Genomic DNA, 20841 nt, shown 5'->3' with positions numbered 1-20841 from the left:
CGTTTCAGGCCAGCCGCTATAGTGCCGCGCATGAACCAAGCCACTGACACTGCACTGCAGGACCTGGCGCGCCAGTTGGGCGTTGCTGCACAGGCCGCTCACCACACTCTGGTCACCGCCGAAAGCTGCACGGGCGGTTGGATCGCCAAGGTGCTGACCGATATCGCGGGTTCTTCCGCATGGTTCGAATGCGGGATCGCCGCCTACAGCTATGAGTCCAAGCAGGCGCTACTGGGTGTCCGGCCCGAAACGCTCGAGCACCATGGCGCGGTCAGTCGCGAGACCGTGCTCGAGATGGTGTCGGGCGCACTGGTGCATTCCGGCGCCACCCTGGCGGTCGCGGTAACGGGCATCGCCGGTCCTTCGGGTGGCATGCCGGACAAGCCGGTCGGCACGGTCTGGATCGCCTGGAAGCGCCGCGGGGGCTATCCCACGGCCGAGGTTCTTCATTTCGCTGGCGATCGCGAAGCGGTGCGGCGGCAGACTGTCGAGGTAGCTCTGCGAGGGTTGTTGCGACTGGCAGTCTGAGTCCGGGTCAGGAGGGACTTGATTTTCAAAAAGGGGCGTTAGTAGTATTGCTACTAATGAACCTGACCGACACCCAGCGCGCCATCCTGGCCCTCATTACCGAGCGGATCGAGAGCGAAGGCGTGCCGCCGTCGCAGACCGAGATCGCGGCGGCCTTCGGTTTCAGCAGCGTCCGTGCGGCGCAGTATCACCTGGAGGCGCTCGAGCGGGCAGGCGCCATCCAGCGTGTGCCCGGCCAGGCACGCGGCATCAGGCTGACCCAGATGCCCGGCCGGCCCCCAGCGGCCAATGACGATGCACTGCGCCTTCCGGTACTGGGTCGCGTCGCTGCCGGTGCGCCGATCGGCGCAGGGGCACAGTTGGACGCCGACGATTACGTCCTGCTCGACAAGAACTTCTTTGCGCCAGCGCCGGACTACCTGTTGCGGGTCAAGGGCGATTCGATGCGCGACGAAGGCATCTTCGATGGTGACCTGATTGGCGTGCACCGCACTTCCGATGCGCGTAGCGGCCAAATCGTGGTAGCCCGCATCGATGACGAAATCACGGTCAAGCTGCTCAAGATCGGCAGGGACCGGATCCGGCTCCTGCCACGCAATCCCGATTACGCCCCGATCGAAGTGCTGCCCGACCAGGACTTCGCCATTGAGGGCCTTTATTGCGGTCTGGTGCGACCGAATCGATGAGCGCTGCCGTGGACACGGGCTTTTCCTACTGCGCCGTGGGTCCGCTTCCGATTTTTCTGACCGCATTGCCCACCGAAACTTTTTTGCAACCCGTATCGCAGCGTCTCAGCCTCTGCGATACGTGCCCGCTAACCTGACTTCAACGACCCAAACACGAACCAAGGAACCGCCACGATGGATGAGAACAAGAAGCGCGCCCTCACGGCAGCCCTTAGCCAGATCGAAAAGCAGTACGGCAAGGGCGCGGTCATGCGCATGGGCGACCAGGTGGCTGAACCGGCCGAAGTCATCGGCACCGGCTCGCTGATGCTGGATATTGCGCTGGGCATCGGCGGCTTGCCCAAGGGGCGTGTGGTCGAGATTTATGGTCCGGAATCGTCGGGCAAGACCACGCTGACCCTGCAGACCATCGCCCAGTGCCAGAAGGCCGGCGGCACCTGCGCCTTCGTCGACGCCGAACACGCGCTCGACCCGACTTATGCGGCCAAGCTCGGCGTCAATGTCGATGACCTGCTGGTCAGCCAGCCCGACACCGGCGAGCAGGCGCTGGAAATCGCCGACATGCTGGTGCGTTCCAATGCCGTGGACCTGGTGGTGATCGACTCGGTTGCCGCGCTCACGCCCAAGGCCGAAATCGAAGGCGAAATGGGCGACCAGCTCCCGGGCCTGCAGGCCCGTCTGATGAGCCAGGCGCTGCGCAAGCTGACCGGCAACATCAAGCGCAGCAACTGCATGGTGATCTTCATCAACCAGCTGCGCATGAAGATCGGCGTGATGATGCCGGGCCAAAGCCCGGAAACCACGACCGGTGGCAACGCGCTCAAGTTCTACGCCTCTGTACGCCTGGATATCCGACGCATCGGTTCGGTGAAGAAGGGCGACGAGATCGTCGGCAATCAGACCCGCATCAAGGTGGTCAAGAACAAGCTGGCACCTCCGTTCAAGCAGGTCGTCACCGAGATCCTTTACGGCGAAGGCATTTCCCGCGAAGGCGAGCTGATCGACATGGGCGTGGAAGCCAAGCTGGTCGATAAGTCGGGTGCCTGGTACGGCTACAACGGTGAGCGCATCGGCCAGGGCAAGGAGAACGCCCGCCAGTTCCTCAAGGACAATCCGGCCCTCGCCACGCAGCTGGAAGCCGCGCTGCGCGAGAAGTTCCAGCCCGCCGAAGCGCGCCGCGAAGAAGCGAACGACGATAGCGAAGATTGATTTGAACCAAGGAACGACCGCGAGTGGATGACAGCCCCATCGATGCCGACCGCACCTCTCCACGCCGCAAGGCCCGGGAGCTGAGTGCGACCCAACGGGCATTGGGGTTGCTTACCCGCCGCGAACACTCAAGGAAGGAGTTGACCCGCAAGCTCACCTCGCGCGGCATGGACGCCGGCGAGGTGGATACCGCAGTGGCAAACCTGGCGCGCGATGGCTGGCAGAACGACACTCGCTTCGCCGAAAGCCTGGTGCGCGCTCGCGCTTCGGGCGGTTATGGGCCCATCCGGATCCGGGCTGAGCTCGCCACTCATGGCCTCGATCGCGAGGCTGTTGCCAACGCCTTGGACAATTTCCATGGCGACTGGGCCGAAATCGCCTCCGACCTCGTCCGTCGGCGCTACGGCCCGGTCGCCGCCTTTGATCTCACTCAGCGACGCAAGGCGGCTGACTTCCTGATCCGCCGTGGCTTCGACGCTGCGACGGTCCGTTCCGCGACCCGGGCGGAGTGCGACTCCGACTAGAGTCCCGGCCGCACCTTGGGGTGGACGCAAAAGGGTGAGGCCGGCAGCGCCTCCGCACATTGCAGGCGGCAAGTGCTTTGGAGCGCATCTATCGCGCTTTTTCCCATGGCTAGCCACACACGTCCGAAAGCATCTCTCCGGCTGCCAATCCCTCCGGTCAGGGCGCCAACTGCGCGGTCCGGCCTCGCCTGTTACGCTAGAAAGCTTTCCCGTTGGGTTGCCTGCTCAGCTTCCTGCCGCCATCTTGGGGGCAGGGGCTGGTCGACGTGACCTTGCCCAAGCCCTTTCGACCGTGCCAGGCATGAAAACCACTACCGAAATCCGCCGCGATTTCCTCGAATTCTTCCGCTCCAAGGGCCACGCCGTGGTGCCCTCGAGCTCGCTGGTCCCGGGTAACGACCCGACCCTGCTGTTCACCAACGCCGGCATGGTGCAGTTCAAGGATGTGTTCCTGGGTGCCGAGAAGCGCAGCTACACGCGCGCGACCAGCTCGCAGCGCTGCGTGCGCGCAGGCGGCAAGCACAACGACCTCGATCAGGTCGGATACACCGCGCGCCACCACACCTTCTTCGAAATGCTGGGCAATTTCAGCTTCGGCGACTACTTCAAGAAGGACGCAATCGTCTGGGCATGGGAGCTGCTGACCGAAGTCTGGGAGCTGCCGAAAGAAAAGCTGCTCGTCACGATCTACCACACCGATGACGAAGCCTTCGAGATCTGGAACACGGTGGTCGGCCTGCCGCCGGAGCGGATCATCCGCATCGGCGACAACAAGGGCGCGCCGTTCGCCTCCGACAATTTCTGGCAGATGGCGGACACCGGGCCCTGCGGTCCGTGCACCGAGATCTTCTTCGACCACGGTGCCCACATCGCCGGTGGCCCGCCAGGCTCGCCGGATGAAGACGGCGATCGCTTCATCGAAATCTGGAACAACGTCTTCATGCAGTTCGACCGCCAGCCCGACGGCACGCTGGTGCCGCTGCCGGCGCCTTGCGTCGATACCGGCATGGGTTTGGAGCGCCTCTCGGCCGTGCTGCAACACGTGCACAGCAATTACGAGATCGATCTGTTCCAGCATCTGATCAAGGCCGCGGCGACGATCACTTCGACTACTGATCTCGAGCACAAGTCGCTGCGCGTCATTGCCGACCATATCCGTGCGTGTTCGTTCCTGATCGTCGACGGCGTCCTGCCAAGTAACGAAGGCCGCGGTTATGTGCTGCGCCGCATCGTGCGCCGTGCCGTGCGCCACTTCTGGAAGCTGGGTGCACTAAGCACCGAAGGCAGTTTCTGGCGCATGGTGGCACCGCTGATCGATGTAATGGGCGAGGCCTATCCGGAGCTGGTGCAGAAGCGTGAGCTGGTCGAGCGCGCGCTCAAGGCCGAAGAAGCGGCCTTCGCGCAGACCCTCGATGCCGGCATGCAACGTCTGGATGCCTACCTTGCCCAATCGGGCGGTTCGATCGACGGCGAGCAGCTGTTCCAGCTCCACGACACCTACGGCTGCCCACCGGACCTGATCGCCGACATCCTGCGCGAGAAGGGCAATGAGCTGCCGCCTTCGGCGATGGCCGAGTACGAGCGCCTGATGGAGCAGCAGCGCGAACGTGCCCGTGCTGCCGGTAAGTTCGGGGGTGGCACCGCGCTGCCGGCCGAGCTTATCGCGCAGCTCAAGCCCACCGAGTTCGTAGGCTACGAACACCTCGAAGCCGGTGGTCTCGAAGTGGTCGCTCTGCTCAAGGACGGTAAGCCAGTCGACTCCATCGGCGCAGGTGATGAGGCAATTGTTTTCCTCGAGCGCACTCCGTTCTATGCCGAGAGTGGTGGCCAGGTGGGCGACACCGGTCAGCTGGCGGAACAGGGCGTGATGTTCCAGGTCAGCGATACCCAGAAGTTCGCAGGTCAATTCCACGGCCATGTCGGCGTCCTGACTGCCGGCACGCTCAAGCGCGGTGACCATCTGGTCGGTGCTGTCGATCATGCGCGTCGCGCCGCCACGGTGCTCAACCACAGTGCCACGCACCTGTTGCACGCAGCGCTGCGCGACGTACTGGGTACGCACGTCACCCAGAAGGGGTCGCTGGTCGCGCCGGAGCGCCTGCGTTTCGACTTCTCGCATTTCCAGCCGATGAGCGCGGCCGAAGTCGCCCAGATCGAGCGCCAGGTCAACGCCGAAGTGCGTCGCAACCACGCTGCTGAAATCCATCACATGGGCATGCAGGAAGCGTTGGACTTCGGTGCCATGGCGCTGTTCGGCGAGAAGTACGGCGAACGCGTCCGCGTGCTGCGTATGGGCGATACCTCGACCGAACTCTGCGGCGGCACCCATGTGTCCCGTACCGGCGACATTGGCCTCTTCAAGATCGTGTCCGAAGGCGGCGTCTCCGCCGGTGTGCGTCGTATCGAAGCGCTGACCGGACAGGGCGCCCTGGACTACGTTGCCGAAGAAGAGCGCCGCCTTGATGAGGCGGTTGGTCTGCTTGGTGGCAATGCTGCAGATGTGGCCGACAAGCTGCGGGCGTTGCTGGATCGCCAGAAGAAGCTCGAGCGCGAACTCGAATCGCTGAAGGCCAAGGCCGCCTCGGGCGCCACGGCCGATCTGGCCGGTTCCGCTGTCGACGTGCGTGGAGTGAAGGTAGTGGCGTCCCGACTTGAGGGATTCGACGCCAAGGCACTGCGGGAGGCAGTGGATCGCCTCAAGCAGCAGCTCGGCAATGCCGTGGTCCTGCTCGCCGGGGCCAATGGTGGCAAGGCCGCGCTGATCGCCGGGGTGAGCGATTCCCTGACTGGCAAGGTCAAGGCCGGGGAGCTACTGTCCCACGTCGCCGCCCAGATCAATGGCAAGGGCGGTGGCCGCCCGGACATGGCTCAGGGCGGCGGCGATGACGGTCCTGCGTTGCAGCAGGCACTGTCGACCGTCACGGACTGGGTGGCGCAAAAACTGGCATGATGCCGGGTGTGGTATGTGACAGGGGGCGTCGAACTTCTGCGCCGCGATTGCGGTCAACAGAACGCCGGCGTTGTTTTCAGAAGTAAGGCGCCCTTGAGGGAACGGGCGCCCTGACCGGCGATCTTGGCCGGTACTTGAGGAGATTTACATGCTTATCCTGACGCGTCGCGTCGGCGAAACTTTGATGATCGGTGACTCGGTTACGGTCACCGTGCTCGGTGTTAAGGGCAACCAGGTGCGCATCGGTATCACCGCGCCGAAGGATGTCGCAGTTCATCGTGAGGAGATCTACCAGCGCATCCAGCGCGGGGAAGGCATCTCCGAACACGATCGCAAGGGAGACGGCGGCTAAAGAAATTGTTTGCCGCAAATGCGCAGAGCCGTTATGCTCTGCGCCCCGCGAAGTTGCCGCGGAGACTTGCCCGAGAGGCCGAAGGGGCTCCCCTGCTAAGGGAGTATGGGGTCAAAAGCTCCATCGAGGGTTCGAATCCCTCAGTCTCCGCCAGTTTTTATCGTTAAAAAAAGTTTGACGAAACGATAACAACTGATCATAATTTCGCTTCTAGCTTTTGCGCCCGTAGCTCAGCTGGATAGAGCACCAGGCTACGAACTTGGTGGTCGGGAGTTCGAATCTCTCCGGGCGCGCCACACAGCAAAAGGGTCGACGGTTTCGTCGGCCCTTTTACTTTTGAAATCTCATAATTTCGCTTCTAGCTTTTGCGCCCGTAGCTCAGCTGGATAGAGCACCAGGCTACGAACTTGGTGGTCGGGAGTTCGAATCTCTCCGGGCGCGCCAAACAACAAGAAGGCCGACGGTTTCCGTCGGCCTTCTGCTTTTTGTCACCTATGGTCGTCGCCAGCGTTAGCGAGGTTGCAGCAAGGAAGCGATGACAGCTGCTGGCTGCTTCATCCATTCGAAATGACCGGCTCGCGTTCCCAGTGCCTGCGCATCGATGCTGGCGATGCAGTGCCGCGAGCCCGGCAATTTCGCGAGCAGGTATTCCGCCGAACGTCGTGGTGCGAGCCAGTCCTTCGCAAGCACGACGGCGCGGGCTTCCACTGCCACATTCGCCATGGCCGCTTCCAGGTCGATATCGAGTCGTTGCGCTGCATAGCGACCACTGAGTCCTGTGCGGGCCCAGTCGCGAATCAGCCCACGCGATTCGTTGCCGCCGAAGCCGATGCTATGCCCCGGCAGGAAGCCACGACGTTCGGCAAACCAGGGCAGGAAGCGATAGGCCACCGGCAGCCACCAGCGCTGTCGTGGATGGAAGTTCTGCCAATAGGGCGATCCGCTGGCGACGAGCCATAGTTGCGATGCGGTTTCCGGTGCCATGGCGAGCCGACAGCATGCGAGTTGCCCGCCCAGGCTGTGTCCACCGATCACTCGCGGTACGTTGACCAGACGGTTCGCGATCGCGGCTTCACTGGCCGGAAGATCCTCGACCAGCAGTTCTCGATAGCCCCAGTCGCAGTTGCGGGCAGGACGCAGGTTGCTGGTTCCATTCCCGCGCCAGTCATGGATGAACACCGCAACGCCACGAGCTGCGAGTGCTTGTGCGAATGGCAGGTAGTGCTTGGCCGCAACGCCCATGGCGGGAAGCCAGAACAACTTCAGTTGGGGAGTTTCCGGCAGTACGGCAAGCAGCTGCCACGAGTGCCCATCGCCGGAACGTACGTCGATTTTCTCTTCTGCAGGTTCAGGCATCGCGCAGGGCGCCGAAGTGGTCGAGGATGAGGATGTCGCTGCGTCCCGGGCGATATCCGCTGCTTAGCGCAGCGTGGACATAGTCGCCCGCGCGACGACAGGCTTCCGCGAGCGGCAGCCCAAGGCACAGGTTTGCCGCCACCGCCGATGCGAGCGTGCAACCGGTTCCGTGTGCTTCCAGCTGTAGCCGCGGATGTCGGAATACATGGATGCTTGATTCGTCCGCCAGCAGATCGACGACATCCGTGGTTTCAGGCAGATGGCCTCCTTTTAGCAGCACCGCGTGCGCACCCATGCGCAGGAGCCGGGCGCAGGCGTCGTGCATTCCCTGCTGGTCGGGAATGCTGGTGCCGAGCAGCAGTTCGGCTTCCGGCAGGTTGGGCGTGATCAATGTTGCCAGCGGCAGCAGCCGGTTTCGCAGCGCATCCAGCGCGTCGGGTTCGAGGAGGCGGGCTCCGGAGGTCGCCACCATGACCGGATCGAGCAGGATGTGCGCCGGCTTGTGCCATTCCAGGGCATCGGCAACGGCGTGGATCACGCGCGCTTCCGCCAGCATGCCGAGCTTGACCGCAGCTATCTGGAAGTCGTCGAAGCAGGCGTCGATCTGCGCGCGCAGGAACGCGGTCGAAGGTACTTCGATTGCGGTGACGCCGCGCGTGTGCTGTGCGGTCAGTGCAGCGATCGCGCTGAGTCCGTGTACGCGATGTGCGGCAAAGGTCTTGAGGTCCGCCTGGATGCCCGCTCCGCCGCCGGAGTCCGAGCCCGCAATGGTGAGTGCGCAGGGAGTCATGGAAGATTGTTTCCGGCCAATTGCCATTGGCGGTAAGCGAAGTAGCCGGCGCCCGTTAGTCCAGTCAGCGTAGCCGGTACCAACAGCGCGTTGTAGCCAACGCGCGAGAACAGCAAGGCACCGATTACGCCGCCCGTGAAGAAGGATGCAATGATCAGGCCGCACAGCATCAATCGTCGCTTCTGCAATGGCAGGCCACGCAGGGCGTGGCCGAGGCCGATACCCAGATCCGTGAACATTCCACTCAGATGCGTGGTGCGTATCACCGCGCCGCTGTACGTGGTGGCCATTGCGTTTTGCAAACCACAGGCCATGGCGGCGAGCAGGGCGCCGCTGATCTGGTGGTGTTGGAACAGCGGTACGGCCAGGACGAGCAGAAGAGCTTCAATGGTGAGCGTGACACCATAGCGCCGGCCGAGGCGCAACGTGTTGTCCTGGATGATCATGCCGCTGAGCGCCGCGCCGGCCACGAATGCCGTAGCGACGCCAAGTAGATGCAGCATTGCGCGGACGTCGCCTGCAGCGATGGCCGCGCCGAACAACGTGGTTGTCCCAGTGAGGTGCGTGACCGCCTGGTGTTCGAATCCCAGATAGCCGACCACGTTGACCATGCCGGCGACGCAGGCAAGCGATCCCGCGCCGACCCAGACCCAGCGTGGCAACTGCACCCCCATCGCTGGCCTACAGCACTTCCGACGCGTAATCCGCCAAACGCGAGCGCTCGCCGCGGCGCAAGGTCACGTGCGCGCTGTGCGCCCAGCCCTTGAATCGGTCGACGGCGTAAGTCAGGCCGGACGTGGTCTCGGTCAGATACGGCGTGTCGATCTGCTCGACGTTGCCCAGGCATACGATCTTGGTGCCGGGGCCGGCGCGTGTGATCAGCGTCTTCATCTGCTTGGGCGTGAGGTTCTGCGCTTCGTCCAGGATCAGCCAGCGGCTCAGGAACGTGCGGCCGCGCATGAAGTTGAGCGAACGGATCTTGATGCGCGAGGCCAGCAGGTCATTGGTTGCCGCGCGGCCCCAGCTGCCGCCTTCCGGGTTGTGCGTGAGCACTTCCAGGTTGTCGGTCAGGGCGCCCATCCACGGCGTCATCTTTTCTTCTTCCGTGCCCGGCAGGAAACCGATGTCCTCGCCGACGCTCACCGTCGCGCGGGTCATGATGATCTCGCGGTAGCGCTGCTGATCCATCGTCTGTGCAAGGCCTGCGGCGAGGGCAAGCAGCGTCTTGCCCGTGCCGGCGGTACCGAGCAGGGTGACGAAATCGATTTCCGGGTCCATCAGCGCGTTGAGCGCGAAATTCTGCTCGCGGTTGCGCGCGGTAATGCCCCACACAGCGTGCTGGTTGTGACGGAAATCGTCGACGATCTGCAGGATGATCCGATCGCCTTCGACGTGAGCGACTTTCATTTCCGCCTCCTCGTCGCCGGGGAGGTAGAGGAACTGGTTCGGATACCACTCGTCGTTTTCGCCGCGACGGATCTCGTAGAAGGTGCGGCCCTTCTCCGTCCACGAGCGCAGGTCCTTACCGTAGCGCTGCCAGAAATCCTCCGGCAGCGCGGTGGCACCGGTATACAGCAGGCTGAAGTCGTCGAGCGCGCGGTCGTTCTCGTAGTCCTCCGAATCGATCCCCGCGATCGAGGCCTTGATGCGCAGGTTGATGTCCTTGGAGACGAACACCACCGGTACGCCGGGCTCGGCTTCCTTGAGCGCCAGGATGGCGCCGAGGATGTGGTTGTCGGGAATGACTGCGCCGAAGCGCTTGCCCGAGTCGAAGTCGCGGGTTTGGAAGCGCAGCCGGCCTATGCTCTGCGCGCCGCGCAGCTGCAGTCCCTGCGGGCGGCTGAGGGGGATGCCCTCGCTGATCGACTTCGTGCCGTGGCTTTCGACCAGTTCGTTGAGGAAGCGGCTGACCTGGCGCGCGTTGCGACTGGCTTCACTGGTGCCCTTCTTACCGTTGTCCAGCTCCTCGATCACCTGCATCGGCAGGTAGACATCGTGCTCCTCGAATTTGAACAGCGCGGTCGGATCGTGCATCAGCACGTTGGTGTCGAGGACGTAGATGCGCTTGCTTCGGGTCATCATGCTTTCCCGTCAGGACAGGCAGGGGCAGGCCACCACGATCCCGCGGAGCGGGGTGGTGGATTCGTTGGAACACAGGATCATCACTTCGTTGCGGCAGCCTTGAGTGCGTCGAACACGGCCTGGGCGTGGCCGGGGACTTTTACCGGGCGCCATGACTGGACGATGACGCCCTTGGGATCGATCAGGAAGGTGCTGCGCTCCACGCCGACGTATTCGCGACCGTAGAGCTTCTTGGGCTTGATCACGCCGAAGGCGTTGCACAGCTGCTCTTCGGCATCGCTGATCAGGTCGAACTTGAAGCCTTGCTTGGCGCAGAAGTTCTGGTGCGACTTGATCGAGTCGCGCGAGACGCCAAGCACGGTGGCATCCAGCTTCTTGAACTTGGGCAACAACGCGTTGAAGTCCAGGCCTTCGGTAGTGCAGCCCGGCGTGCTGTCCTTCGGGTAGAAGTAAAGGACCAGCCAGTGGCCTTTATGGTCGGAGAGGCGGGCAGTCGTTCCGCTTGAAAGAGCGATGGGCAGATCGGGAATCTTGTCGCCTGTGTCCAGCATCGGTTTCTCGTTGTCTTGCGCCTGTCTGGCGCGGTGTTGCTCAGCTGCCTCTGCGATCGCGACTCAGAATTTCATCGGATCCATGATCGCGTCGAGATTAAGGTGATCGCAGAATTCGAGGAAGTCATCGCGCAGCGCAGCAATGTGCATGCTCGCGGGTACGCCGATCGTGATCTGCGCCGAGAACATGTCCGCACCGGTCTGCATCGCGCGGTAACGCGAGCAATGCAGGCTCTCGATCGTGATGCCCTGGCGGTCGAAGAAATCGGCCAGCTGGAACAGGATGCCGGGTTTGTCCGCAGCCACGACTTCGACCACGTAGGGCAGAAGATTCGATTGGACCTGCTTGGGACCGGTGCGATACCAGTTGAGCTTGAGGCCTTCTTCGCGCTCCAGGCGGGTAAGCATCGCCTCGAGCTTGGCAACGGCGTCCCACGGGCCGACGGCCAGCGCCGTGACGGACACATCACGACCGACGGTGGACAGGCGCGCGTCGACCAGGTTGCAACCGCTGTCCGTGATCCGGCGCGTGACCGACAGCAGCGGCGACTCCGGATGCGTCGTGTAGGCGTTGATCAGGAGGTGGTTTTCGTTCGGCGACGGCCGGGAAGCGTTATCGGTCAAGGCGGCGCCTGATTCTGGGGGCAAGAGGCCCGGGTCACTCCGCCGCTGCCGGCGGCCTTCGGGTCAGCATACTTGCCCGTGGTTTCGGGCCGCAAGTAACATTCAGGGCGAATTTGCGAGCCTGTCCGCCGCCTCTCCGGAATTGTTCCGGGCGCGATCCTTTGCCTCGCCACCCCACCCACTGCAGTTCAAATCAAGGCTACTGACTTGCGACTTTCCGGCAGCATCACCGCGCTGGCGACACCCTTCACCGCTGCCGGCGAACTCGACCTGGACGCCTGGCGACGCTTGTTGCAGCAGCAACTCGACGGTGGGACTCAGGCGGTCGTCGTTGCCGGCTCGACCGGAGAAGCAGCGGCGCTTTACGACGCCGAGTACGACCTCCTGCTTCGCAGCGCCGTCGAATTCGTCGGCGGACGCATTCCCGTGCTGGCAGGCACGGGCCAATCGAATACCGCCAAGACGATCGAACAGACCCGTCGCGCCGCGACGCTGGGGGCCGATGCGGCACTCGTCGTCACGCCTCCGTACGTGCGCCCGACGCAGGCCGGGCTGATCGCGCACTACCGCGCGATTGCCGACGACAATGCACTGCCGATCGTGCTCTACAACGTTCCCGGCCGCACCGGCGGCGACCTGTTGCCGGAGACCGTGGCCGAACTGTGCGGTCACCCCAGCATCGTCGCGATCAAGGAGGCACGCGCTGAGCCGGAGCGCATGGATGCACTGCTGAAGCTGCAGAGCAGCGATTTCGCAGTGCTCAGTGGCGACGACGCGACCGCGTGCCGGGCGATGCTGGCTGGTGCTGACGGTCTCATCTCGGTGGCGTCGAATGTGTTGCCTGCGACGATGCGCCGTCTTTGCGACCTGGCGCGTGCGAAGGCTGAGGCCGCGCGCGAACTGGATGCCCAGCTGCAGCCGATATTCGATTTCCTCGGTGTCGAGTCCAATCCAATCCCGGTCAAGGCGATCCTCCATTCGGAGGGCATCGGACATGGACTGCGCCTGCCGCTACTTCCGCTTTCCACCCATCACTCGGCGACGGCTTCGGCCATCGCCGCCACTGTGCACGAACTCGAAACGGCCTGCGCCCGCGCGGTCTGATTCCACGAATCCTGGAGAACATTTCATGCGACTGATGCGCCCTGCGACCATTGCCCTGATCACGGCCGCCATCCTTGCGACATCCGGCTGCAGCTGGTTCCGTCGCGAAAACAAGCTGTACGCCGCTGACCCGAGCAGTCGTCCCCTGGAAGTGCCGCCGGACCTCGACCAGCCGCGCACCGAAGGCGCCGTGGCCGTCCCCAACGCGCCGGCCGCAGCATCCGCAACGGCATCGGCCGCTCCGGTGGCTGGCGTCTCGAACGGCTTCACGGTCCCGGGCACCCGCGACGACGCGTTCGCCAAGGTCGGCGAGGCGCTCGGCAAGATGGACGGCCTCACGGTGGCCAGCCGTGCCCAGGCGCTGGGCGTGTTCGACGTCAGCTATGCCGGCAGCAACTTCCTGATCCGCGTCAGCGCGGTGGATGCCGGTGCTTACGTGTCCGCGGTGGATCCGCGTGGCCAGCCGGCTACGGACGAGGCGGCGACGAAAGCCATCGCGGCGCTGAAGGCTGCGATGGGCGGCAACTGAGTGTCGAATGGGTTGCCGGGTAGTCCCGGCAGCCAAATGAAAAACGGGCGCCTGGCGCCCGTTTTTTGTTTCCTGGTCTGCGTGGCGCTCAGCGCTCGAGCAGATCGCGCTTGTCCGGCTTACCTTCCCATTCCTTCGCGTCGGCCAGGGCGTCCTTGCGCGTGGTGATCACGGGCCAGGCCTGCGCCAGTTCGGCATTGAGCTTCACGAACATCTCCTGGCCCGCCGGCACGTCGTCTTCGGGATAGATCGCGTTCACCGGGCACTCCGGTTCGCACAGCGTGCAGTCGATGCACTCGTCCGGATCGATCACCAGGAAGTTCGGGCCTTCGTGGAAGCAGTCCACCGGGCACACCTCGACGCAGTCGGTGTACTTGCACTTGATGCAGTTCTCGGTGACGACGAAGGGCATGAGCGGTGTTCCGTAGTGGCGGTTGATGTGGCGCGACGTAGTGTAGCGAGTCGCGGCGCGGGCGATGCAAGGCGCCGCGATAACAAAAAACCCGGCTTGGGCCGGGTTCGATGTGCAAGGCCCTATCTCAATCGGGCCTGGCGGATATGGCGCTCCCTACGGGATTCGAACCCGTGTTTTAGCCTTGAGAGGGCCACGTCCTAGGCCTCTAGACGAAGGGAGCAAGTTGTCTGCATTCGCGCCCAAAGGTATCAGGCTGAACGCGGCCTGCTAGTATACGCAGCGCGATTGCCACCGGGCAATCGGCGCCAATCGGTTAACCAACCGTCGACAGGGACTGCGGCACGACCCTTGATGTCTGAACTTCACGCCATTAATCCCACGCTGCGGGTCATCCCGCGCGAAGAGCACAACGTCTCGCGCCGGGACATCAGCCCGAACGCCCTGCGCGTGCTGTACCGCCTGCGCGAAGCAGGTTTCGGCGCCTATCTCGTCGGCGGCGCGGTGCGCGACCTGCTGGTCGAGGGCCACCCAAAGGACTTCGACGTGGCCACCGAAGCCACCCCGGAGCAGGTCAAGCAGCTGTTCCGCAACTGCCGCCTCATCGGGCGCCGCTTCCGCCTCGCCCATGTGGTGTTCGGGCGCGAGATCATCGAAGTCGCCACCTTCCGCGCCAACGCCGACGACGGCAGCGGCGACCGCGAGACCCACGAGGGCGGCCGGGTGCTGCGCGACAACGTCTTCGGCAGCATCGAGGACGATGCGGTCCGTCGTGACTTCACCGCCAATGCGCTGTACTACGCGATCGAGGACTTCTCGGTGCGCGATTACGTCGGCGGTTTCGAGGACGTGCGCAACCGCCTTATGCGCCTGATCGGCGATCCGGAGACCCGCTACCGAGAGGACCCGGTACGGATGCTGCGCGCCGTGCGCCTGGCCGCGAAGCTGGATTTCCAGATCGAAACCGGCACCGCCGAACCGATCCCGCGCCTGGCTCCGCTGCTGGCCGAGGCCGCGCCGGCGCGCCTGTTCGAGGAATGCCTGAAGCTGTTCCTCACCGGACACGCCGTCGCCAGTTTCGAAGGCCTGGAGCAGTTCGGGCTGCTCGATGCGCTGTTCCCCGAATCCGCCATCGCGCTGCGCTCCAACCGCAGCGGCGCGTTGCGCCGGATGCTGATCGCCGGTCTGCGCGGCACCGATGCGCGCGTGGCGAACGACGAGCCAGTGTCGCCCGCGTTCCTGTTCGCGCTGCTGTTGTGGCCGGCTTACTGCCGTGCGCTGGCGCAGTTGCAGCACGGTGGCATGCACGCGGCGGAAGCCGAGCGTCGCGCCGCGGACCGCGTCACCGTGCACCAGCTCAACACGATTGCCTTGCCGCGCCGGTTCTCGCTGCCGATGCAGGAAATCTGGCTGCTGCAGTCGCGGTTCTCGCTGCGTCAGCGCAAGCGCGTGTTCCGCCTGCTGGCGCATCCGCGTTTCCGTGCCGCGTTCGACTTCCTCAATCTGCGTTTGGCGGCGTCGAACGAGCATGCCGACGATGTGACGTTCTGGCGCGAGGCGCAACAGCAGCCAGGCGACGCACTCGCTGCACAGCTGGACGCGCATCCGCCCGAAGGTGAGGCCGGTCCGCCGCCACGCCGCCGCCGCCGCCGCCGTCGCGGTGGATCCACCGCTTCCGCCGAGTGAATACCAAGACCATCGCCCTGGTCGGCCTGGGCGGCAACCTTGGTGATGCCGCCGCGACGCTGCGCGACGCGTTCAAGGAACTGGACGCGCTGCCGCGCACGCGGCTGCTCCGTGCTTCGAAGCTGTATCGCAGCCGCGCCTGGGGACGGACCGACCAGCCCGATTTCATCAATGCGGTGGCGATGCTCGAAACCGGGCTCGATGCGCGCGAGCTCCTCGACGCGATGCTCGAGATCGAGCACCACGCCGGGCGCGAGCGTCATGCCGACGAACGCTGGGGCCCGCGCACACTCGACCTGGATCTGCTGCTGTTCGGCGACGCCGTGATCGTGGAGCCCGGTCTGCACGTACCGCATCCACACCTGCACGAACGCAGTTTTGCGCTGGTGCCACTGGTGGAAATCGCGCCGGACGCCATGATTCCCGGCATCGGGTCCGCGCGCGCCGCGCTGGCCGCGATGGAACCTTCCGACATTGAAGCGTTAGGCTAGGCAGGCCCTACATGTATACGTCCAAGTCGCAGGAAAAGACCGTTCAGGACAAGCCCTGGACCGTGCCGATGCTGGCCGACGCCAAGCGCGACGGTCGCAAGCTGGTGATGCTTACCGCCTACGACGCGAGCTTCGCGCGCACGCTCGACGGCGCGGGCACCGACCTGATCCTCGTCGGCGATTCGCTGGGCATGGTGGTGCAGGGGCACAACAGCACGCTGCCGGTGACGGTCGCTGACACCGTCTATCACGTCGCCTGTGTCGCGCGCGGCCTGTCGAAGGCGCTGCTGATCGCCGACCTGCCGTTCCAGTCCGATGCCACACCCGAGCGCGCGCTCGACGCCGCCACGAAGCTACTTCAGGCCGGCGCCGCGATGGTCAAGCTCGAAGGCGCGGGCCATAAGCTCGACGTCATTCGTTTCCTGGTCGAACGCGAGATTCCGGTGTGTGCACACCTGGGGCTCACGCCGCAGTCCGTGCTGCGCCTGGGTGGTTACCGTGTTCAGGGGCGCGACGATGCCACCGCCGAGAAGCTGCGCGCCGATGCGCGTGCGGTCGCCGAGGCGGGCGCGGCACTCCTGGTTCTCGAATGCGTGCCGACAGGTCTTGCCCAAGCGATCTCTTCGGAGCTGGCGATCCCCACGATCGGCATCGGCGCCGGCCCGCATTGCGACGGTCAGGTGCTGGTGCTCCATGACCTGCTGGGCGTGAACAGCGGCCATCGCCGGCCGAAGTTCGTGAAGGATTTTCTGGCCGAGGCCGGCACGATCGCCGCGGCTGTCGAGGCTTACGCTACTGCCGTGCGCGAGGGTCGGTTTCCCGACGCCGCGCACTCCTACGACTGATCTCAACCATGATCGACGTCATCGCCGAGCTCGCGTCCCTGCGCGCGCGCGTCACCGAGTGGAAGCGGGCTGGGCTCCGGGTCGCCTTCGTGCCGACGATGGGTAACCTGCATGCCGGGCACTTCTCGCTGGTCGAAATTGCCCGTCGCCATGCGGATCGGGTGGTCGCCAGCGTTTTCGTCAATCCGACCCAGTTCGGCCCGAACGAGGACTTCAACCGCTATCCCCGCACACCCGAGGCCGATGCGGCGGGGCTGGAGGCCGCCGGTTGCGATGCACTGTGGCTGCCGTCGGTGGAAGCGATGTACCCCTATGGCGTCGAGGCGACGGTACGGGTCGGCGTGCCGGGTGTCACCGAAACGCTGGAAGGTGCGCATCGTCCGGGCCACTTCGATGGGGTCGCCACCGTGGTCGCGCGGCTGTTCAACCAGGTGCAGCCGGACGTGGCGGTGTTCGGGCGCAAGGACTATCAGCAGCTGGCAGTGATCCGTTACATGGTCCGGGACCTGGCGTTCCCGATTGAGATCATTGCTGCCGAGACCTGCCGGGAGGCCGACGGTCTGGCAATGAGCTCGCGCAACCAGTACCTCTCGGCAGAAGAGCGGCCGGTGGCGACTGAAATCAGCCGTACCCTGCAGGGCATGCGCGAAGCCATCCGTTCCGGCACGCCGCGCGAGCAGGTCGAAGCCGCCGCGGTCGAGCGTCTTGGGCAGGCGGGGTTCGCGGTCGACTACGCGGTTGTGCGCGGTCCCGACCTCGACGTCCCGGTGGACGCAAACGGCCCGCGCGTGGCACTGATCGCCGCCCGGCTGGGGCGGACGCGCTTGATCGATAACCTCGAATTCGAGGCATAGGGGCGGGGGTTACCGAGCCCCTGTGCGCTGAGGCGTGCGGGATCGGTCGCACCAGGCCGGTAAATCGCCGGTAACAGGACGTCACGTTCCATGTTGCACCGCGCCATGCGCTGGTAAACTCGTGCTTTCTCGCCGCCAAGCCCGGCGGCCGGAGACCCGAAAAATGCAACTGAACGTCCTCAAGGCCAAGATCCACCGCGCCAGCGTTACCCACGCCGAGTTGCACTACGAAGGCTCGTGCGCGATCGACGGCCGACTGCTCGACATCTCGGGTATCCGCGAGTACGAGCAGATCCACATCTACAACGTCAACAACGGCGCCCGCTTCGTCACCTACGCCATCCGCGGCGAAGAAGGCAGTGGCGTGATCTCGGTGAACGGCGCCGCCGCGCACTGCGCGCAGCCCGGCGACCTGGTCATCATCTGCGCCTATGGCGTCTGCGATGAGGCCGAAGCGGCCAAGTACAAGCCGACCTGCGTCTACGTCGATCGGCAGAACCAGCTGACCCACACCAACCACTCCATGCCGCAGCAGGCAGCGGCGGCCTAACCAGGAACCACATGCAGGCGAAGCATCGGTTTGAGCAGTTGGAAGCCCAGGCCGATCGCCTGGTAGCAGTGAACCTGGTATCGATGCTGCGGGCCGATCCGGCCCGCGCAACCGACTTCGCCCTGCGGGTCGGCCCGCTGTACGCAAACTTCTCGCGTCAGGGCTACGACCGGGCGGCACTGGATGTCCTGTTCGATCAGCTGGCGGCGGTGGACGCTCCCGGCCGCGTGCGCGCGTTGTTCGAAGGCGAGCAGGTCAACCCGACCGAGGCCCGGCCGGCACTGCATACCGCGCTACGCGGGAACCTGACGCAAGCCCGTGTTGCCGGCGACGCCCACGCCGAAGCCCGCGTCGCACGAGCGCGCATGCGCGAGGTGATCGAGCGGCTTGCGGCGGCAGGGGTCACCGACATCGTCAGTGTTGGCATCGGCGGCTCCGACCTGGGCCCGCGGCTAGCCGTGGACGCGCTTTCCAACTCCGCCGAAGGGCGCTTCCGCGTCCATTTCCTCTCCAACGTCGACGGCGCCGCCATGCAGCGCATGCTGGCAGGGCTGGATCCGGCGCGCACCGCCGCGTTGCTGATCTCCAAGAGCTTCGGTACGCAGGAGACCCTGCTCAACGGCGCGATGCTGCGGCAGTGGCTGGGCGACGACTCGCGCCTGTATGCCATCAGTGCCAATGTCGAACGTGCCGCGTCGGCGTTCAACATTCCTGCCGAACGCATCCTGCCGATGTGGAATTGGGTTGGCGGTCGCTACTCGTTGTGGTCGGCGGTGGGTCTGCCGATCGCACTGGCGATCGGCGACGAAGGGTTCGATCAATTGCTGGCAGGTGCGGAGGAGATGGATGCCCACGTTCTCAACGCCGGCCCGCGTCAGAACCTGGCAGCCTGGCACGCGCTGACCGCGATCTGGAACATCGATGCCCGCGGGCTCGCCACCCAGCTGGTGATGCCCTACGACGAACGCCTGAAGTTGTTGCCTGACTACCTGCAGCAGCTCGTGATGGAAAGCCTGGGCAAGTCGGTCAAGCTCGATGGTTCTCCGGTCGATGCGCAGACGGTGCCGGTGTGGTGGGGTGGAGTCGGCACGGACTCGCAGCACAGCTTCTTCCAGGCGTTGCACCAGGGCACGCAGATCGTGCCGATAGATTTCATTGGTGTGGCACGTGGTGACGATCCGTATTCGGACAACCACGCCGCGCTGCTATCGAATCTGCTGGGTCAGGCCGAGGCGCTTGCGAACGGCCAGGCCAGTAGCGATCCGCATCGCGTCTACGCCGGCAATCGACCGAGCACGATGATCCTGCTCGATTCGCTGACGCCGCGCTCGCTTGGTGCGCTGTTGGCGCTGTACGAACACAGCGTCTACCTGCAAGCGGTGATGTGGGACATCAATCCCTTCGATCAGTTCGGTGTCGAGCTGGGCAAGCAGGTCGCCAATCGCCTGCTGCCGGCGGTGCGCGGTGAGGTCGCTGCGGATGATGCGGTGACCCGCACGTTGCTGGCCGAATTGTTGAAATAGTTTTCTGTAGAGCGGAGCTTGCTCCGCTGCTTTTCGAGCTGCCACGGCGACGGCCGGTGCGTTCTTCCAGGCAAGCGCAAGACAGCGGAGCCAGCTCCGCTCTACAAAGCGTGGTGCCGTGCCAGCGCCCATTCCACGTGTTCGCGCACGACAGGACTGTCGATGTCGCGGCGTGAGTTCAATGCCGCGATGACTTCCGGAGTCGACGGCGCATTGCCCAGCGCGATGGCGATGTTGCGCAGCCAACGTTCGAAGCCGCTGCGTCGGATCGCGGTGCCTTCGGTGCGCTGGAGGAATTCTTCCTCGTCCCACGCGAATAGCTCGGCGAGCGAGGCCTCGTCGAGGTTGTTGCGCGCGCGGAAGTCGGGTTCGTCGGTTCGCTTGGCGAACTTGTTCCACGGGCACACCAGCTGGCAATCATCGCAGCCGAAGATGCGGTTGCCGATCAGTGGGCGCAGTTCCTCGTCGATCGAACCTTCGTGCTCGATGGTGAGGTAGGCGATGCAGCGCCGCGCATCCAGTCGATGTGGGGCGACGATTGCGCGGGTAGGGCAGATGTCGATGCAGCGCACGCAGGTCCCGCAGTGCGCGGTAGCGGGGACGTCCACCGGTAGCGGCAGATCGACGTAGATTTCACCGAGGAAGAACCACGAGCCGCCATCCTTGTCGATCAGGCACGTGTGCTTGCCGATCCAGCCCAGGCCCGCGTTGCGCGCCAACGCGCGTTCCAGCACAGGCGCCGAATCGACGAACACGCGATGGCCGAACGGGCCCACCTCTTCCGCGATGCGATCGGCGAGCTTCTGCAGGCGTTGGCGCATCAGCTTGTGATAGTCGCGGCCCAAGGCGTAGCGCGCGACGTAGGCGCGTTCGCCGTCGCCCAATGTTTCCCAGGCTTCCTGGTCGTCGCGGCGCCCATAGTCGAGACCGACCGAGATCACGCGCAGCGTGCCCGGGACCAGATCGTCCGGGCGCGAGCGCTTGTCGCCGTGCCGGGCCATCCATTCCATGGAGCCGTACAGGCCCTGCGCGAGCCAGTCGCGCAGATAGGCCTCGTCGTCGCCAAGCTCGATGCCGGCGATGCCGCAGCGCTGGAATCCGAACTCGCGTGCCAGCTCACGCACGCGCAGAGCCAGCGCGGCGTAGTCCGGTGCGCTGGCATGTTCGGCGTGGGGGGCGGTGGAGCTCATGGGTG

Annotated in this window: 22 protein-coding genes and 4 tRNA genes; 17 read left to right on the top strand and 9 right to left on the bottom strand. The window is 64.6% G+C overall.

Going from position 1 to position 20841, the window contains the following annotated elements; all coding sequences use genetic code 11:
- The first annotated feature begins 30 nt into the window (after positions 1-30).
- The 9 genes from ACYVGK_RS09895 (at position 31) to ACYVGK_RS09855 (ending at position 6693) form a co-directional block, all read left to right on the top strand.
- On the top strand, positions 31-528 hold the full coding sequence (locus tag ACYVGK_RS09895; protein ID WP_460733188.1) for a CinA family protein: 498 nt from the start codon (positions 31-33) through the stop codon (positions 526-528).
- Positions 529-584: 56 nt separating this feature from the next.
- Entirely contained in the window at positions 585-1214 is a 630-nt protein-coding gene (gene lexA, locus ACYVGK_RS09890) for a transcriptional repressor LexA (RefSeq protein ID WP_460733187.1), read from the top strand.
- 174 nt (positions 1215-1388) lie between these two features.
- Positions 1389-2423: a recombinase RecA gene (gene recA / locus ACYVGK_RS09885; protein ID WP_460733186.1), complete on the top strand. Its 1035-nt coding sequence runs from the start codon at positions 1389-1391 to the stop codon at positions 2421-2423.
- Positions 2424-2461: 38 nt separating this feature from the next.
- Complete coding sequence (locus ACYVGK_RS09880) at positions 2462-2947, top strand: regulatory protein RecX (protein WP_460733473.1); 486 nt, start codon at positions 2462-2464, stop codon at positions 2945-2947.
- Between the two features lie 301 nt (positions 2948-3248).
- Complete coding sequence (gene alaS / locus ACYVGK_RS09875; RefSeq protein ID WP_460733185.1) at positions 3249-5897, top strand: alanine--tRNA ligase; 2649 nt, start codon at positions 3249-3251, stop codon at positions 5895-5897.
- A gap of 148 nt (positions 5898-6045) precedes the next feature.
- Positions 6046-6249 carry a carbon storage regulator CsrA gene (gene csrA, locus ACYVGK_RS09870; RefSeq protein ID WP_460733184.1) on the top strand — a complete coding sequence of 68 codons (204 nt, stop codon included), beginning with the start codon at positions 6046-6048 and terminating at the stop codon, positions 6247-6249.
- A 60-nt stretch (positions 6250-6309) separates the two neighbouring features.
- Positions 6310-6402: transfer RNA gene (locus ACYVGK_RS09865), tRNA-Ser, on the top strand.
- 66 nt (positions 6403-6468) lie between these two features.
- A tRNA-Arg gene (locus ACYVGK_RS09860) sits at positions 6469-6545 on the top strand.
- 71 nt (positions 6546-6616) lie between these two features.
- A tRNA-Arg gene (locus tag ACYVGK_RS09855) sits at positions 6617-6693 on the top strand.
- Positions 6694-6759: 66 nt separating this feature from the next.
- Here ACYVGK_RS09855 and ACYVGK_RS09850 read toward each other — a convergent pair.
- From ACYVGK_RS09850 to ACYVGK_RS09825, 6 genes are all read right to left on the bottom strand, one after another.
- A complete protein-coding gene (locus ACYVGK_RS09850) occupies positions 6760-7605 on the bottom strand; it encodes an alpha/beta hydrolase family protein (protein ID WP_460733183.1) in 846 nt (281 codons plus the stop codon).
- The gene (thiD, locus tag ACYVGK_RS09845) at positions 7598-8395 is read right to left on the bottom strand and encodes a bifunctional hydroxymethylpyrimidine kinase/phosphomethylpyrimidine kinase (protein ID WP_460733182.1); all 798 of its coding nucleotides are present in this window, start codon (positions 8393-8395) and stop codon (positions 7598-7600) included. The genes ACYVGK_RS09850 and thiD overlap by 8 nt, the downstream gene beginning before the upstream one ends.
- Positions 8392-9069, bottom strand: coding sequence for a YoaK family protein (locus ACYVGK_RS09840; protein ID WP_460733181.1), 678 nt, complete (start codon positions 9067-9069; stop codon positions 8392-8394). The genes thiD and ACYVGK_RS09840 overlap by 4 nt, the downstream gene beginning before the upstream one ends.
- A 7-nt stretch (positions 9070-9076) precedes the next feature.
- Positions 9077-10474 (bottom strand): PhoH family protein, encoded by a 1398-nt coding sequence (locus tag ACYVGK_RS09835; protein ID WP_460733180.1) that lies wholly within the window; start codon positions 10472-10474, stop codon positions 9077-9079.
- A gap of 83 nt (positions 10475-10557) precedes the next feature.
- Positions 10558-11028 (bottom strand): peroxiredoxin, encoded by a 471-nt coding sequence (locus ACYVGK_RS09830; protein ID WP_460733179.1) that lies wholly within the window; start codon positions 11026-11028, stop codon positions 10558-10560.
- 63 nt (positions 11029-11091) lie between these two features.
- Entirely contained in the window at positions 11092-11652 is a 561-nt protein-coding gene (locus ACYVGK_RS09825) for a glycine cleavage system transcriptional repressor (protein WP_460733178.1), read from the bottom strand.
- A 207-nt stretch (positions 11653-11859) separates the two neighbouring features.
- Between ACYVGK_RS09825 and dapA the strand changes: the two genes are divergently transcribed.
- Both dapA and ACYVGK_RS09815 read left to right on the top strand, forming a co-directional pair.
- Entirely contained in the window at positions 11860-12756 is an 897-nt protein-coding gene (gene dapA, locus ACYVGK_RS09820; protein ID WP_460733177.1) for a 4-hydroxy-tetrahydrodipicolinate synthase, read from the top strand.
- 25 nt (positions 12757-12781) lie between these two features.
- On the top strand, positions 12782-13285 hold the full coding sequence (locus tag ACYVGK_RS09815; protein ID WP_460733176.1) for a hypothetical protein: 504 nt from the start codon (positions 12782-12784) through the stop codon (positions 13283-13285).
- Between the two features lie 88 nt (positions 13286-13373).
- Here the strand turns inward: ACYVGK_RS09815 and fdxA are convergent, their stop codons facing one another.
- A complete protein-coding gene (fdxA, locus tag ACYVGK_RS09810) occupies positions 13374-13697 on the bottom strand; it encodes a ferredoxin FdxA (protein WP_460733175.1) in 324 nt (107 codons plus the stop codon).
- Positions 13698-13844: 147 nt separating this feature from the next.
- Positions 13845-13920 (bottom strand) — tRNA-Glu (locus ACYVGK_RS09805).
- Between the two features lie 131 nt (positions 13921-14051).
- On the opposite strand from ACYVGK_RS09805, the gene pcnB reads away from it, so the two are divergent.
- The 6 genes from pcnB (at position 14052) to pgi (ending at position 19646) form a co-directional block, all read left to right on the top strand.
- Complete coding sequence (pcnB, locus tag ACYVGK_RS09800; protein WP_460733174.1) at positions 14052-15383, top strand: polynucleotide adenylyltransferase PcnB; 1332 nt, start codon at positions 14052-14054, stop codon at positions 15381-15383.
- Complete coding sequence (folK, locus tag ACYVGK_RS09795; RefSeq protein ID WP_460733173.1) at positions 15380-15874, top strand: 2-amino-4-hydroxy-6-hydroxymethyldihydropteridine diphosphokinase; 495 nt, start codon at positions 15380-15382, stop codon at positions 15872-15874. Before pcnB ends, folK begins: the two co-directional genes overlap by 4 nt.
- 11 nt (positions 15875-15885) lie before the next feature.
- The gene (panB, locus tag ACYVGK_RS09790; protein ID WP_460733172.1) at positions 15886-16719 is read left to right on the top strand and encodes a 3-methyl-2-oxobutanoate hydroxymethyltransferase; all 834 of its coding nucleotides are present in this window, start codon (positions 15886-15888) and stop codon (positions 16717-16719) included.
- 8 nt (positions 16720-16727) lie between these two features.
- The gene (panC, locus tag ACYVGK_RS09785; protein WP_460733171.1) at positions 16728-17573 is read left to right on the top strand and encodes a pantoate--beta-alanine ligase; all 846 of its coding nucleotides are present in this window, start codon (positions 16728-16730) and stop codon (positions 17571-17573) included.
- A gap of 163 nt (positions 17574-17736) precedes the next feature.
- Positions 17737-18123, top strand: a complete 387-nt coding sequence (gene panD, locus ACYVGK_RS09780) for an aspartate 1-decarboxylase (protein WP_460733170.1) — start codon at positions 17737-17739, stop codon at positions 18121-18123.
- Positions 18124-18134: 11 nt separating this feature from the next.
- The gene (gene pgi / locus ACYVGK_RS09775) at positions 18135-19646 is read left to right on the top strand and encodes a glucose-6-phosphate isomerase (RefSeq protein ID WP_460733169.1); all 1512 of its coding nucleotides are present in this window, start codon (positions 18135-18137) and stop codon (positions 19644-19646) included.
- A 101-nt stretch (positions 19647-19747) separates the two neighbouring features.
- Here pgi and queG read toward each other — a convergent pair whose 3' ends face one another.
- Positions 19748-20836, bottom strand: a complete 1089-nt coding sequence (queG, locus tag ACYVGK_RS09770) for a tRNA epoxyqueuosine(34) reductase QueG (RefSeq protein WP_460733168.1) — start codon at positions 20834-20836, stop codon at positions 19748-19750.
- Positions 20837-20841 lie beyond the last annotated feature (5 nt).

Source organism: Lysobacter tyrosinilyticus, assembly GCF_054779815.1.
Note: the sequence above shows the minus strand (reverse complement) of the source record. Positions and strands in the feature narration are given on the sequence as shown.

Bases quoted from the DNA above. Each gene is read 5' to 3' on its own strand.
- panD (WP_460733170.1), top strand. From the start codon at position 17,737: ATGCAACTGAACGTCCTCAAGGCCAAGATCCACCGCGCCAGCGTTACC.
- panB (WP_460733172.1), top strand. From the start codon at position 15,886: ATGTATACGTCCAAGTCGCAGGAAAAGACCGTTCAGGACAAGCCCTGG.
- ACYVGK_RS09850 (WP_460733183.1), bottom strand. From the start codon at position 7,605: ATGCCTGAACCTGCAGAAGAGAAAATCGACGTACGTTCCGGCGATGGG.
- ACYVGK_RS09840 (WP_460733181.1), bottom strand. From the start codon at position 9,069: ATGGGGGTGCAGTTGCCACGCTGGGTCTGGGTCGGCGCGGGATCGCTT.
- lexA (WP_460733187.1), top strand. From the start codon at position 585: ATGAACCTGACCGACACCCAGCGCGCCATCCTGGCCCTCATTACCGAG.
- fdxA (WP_460733175.1), bottom strand. From the start codon at position 13,697: ATGCCCTTCGTCGTCACCGAGAACTGCATCAAGTGCAAGTACACCGAC.
- alaS (WP_460733185.1), top strand. From the start codon at position 3,249: ATGAAAACCACTACCGAAATCCGCCGCGATTTCCTCGAATTCTTCCGC.
- ACYVGK_RS09830 (WP_460733179.1), bottom strand. From the start codon at position 11,028: ATGCTGGACACAGGCGACAAGATTCCCGATCTGCCCATCGCTCTTTCA.
- ACYVGK_RS09835 (WP_460733180.1), bottom strand. From the start codon at position 10,474: ATGACCCGAAGCAAGCGCATCTACGTCCTCGACACCAACGTGCTGATG.
- pcnB (WP_460733174.1), top strand. From the start codon at position 14,052: ATGTCTGAACTTCACGCCATTAATCCCACGCTGCGGGTCATCCCGCGC.
- panC (WP_460733171.1), top strand. From the start codon at position 16,728: ATGATCGACGTCATCGCCGAGCTCGCGTCCCTGCGCGCGCGCGTCACC.
- csrA (WP_460733184.1), top strand. From the start codon at position 6,046: ATGCTTATCCTGACGCGTCGCGTCGGCGAAACTTTGATGATCGGTGAC.
- recA (WP_460733186.1), top strand. From the start codon at position 1,389: ATGGATGAGAACAAGAAGCGCGCCCTCACGGCAGCCCTTAGCCAGATC.
- ACYVGK_RS09895 (WP_460733188.1), top strand. From the start codon at position 31: ATGAACCAAGCCACTGACACTGCACTGCAGGACCTGGCGCGCCAGTTG.
- ACYVGK_RS09815 (WP_460733176.1), top strand. From the start codon at position 12,782: ATGCGACTGATGCGCCCTGCGACCATTGCCCTGATCACGGCCGCCATC.
- queG (WP_460733168.1), bottom strand. From the start codon at position 20,836: ATGAGCTCCACCGCCCCCCACGCCGAACATGCCAGCGCACCGGACTAC.
- pgi (WP_460733169.1), top strand. From the start codon at position 18,135: ATGCAGGCGAAGCATCGGTTTGAGCAGTTGGAAGCCCAGGCCGATCGC.
- thiD (WP_460733182.1), bottom strand. From the start codon at position 8,395: ATGACTCCCTGCGCACTCACCATTGCGGGCTCGGACTCCGGCGGCGGA.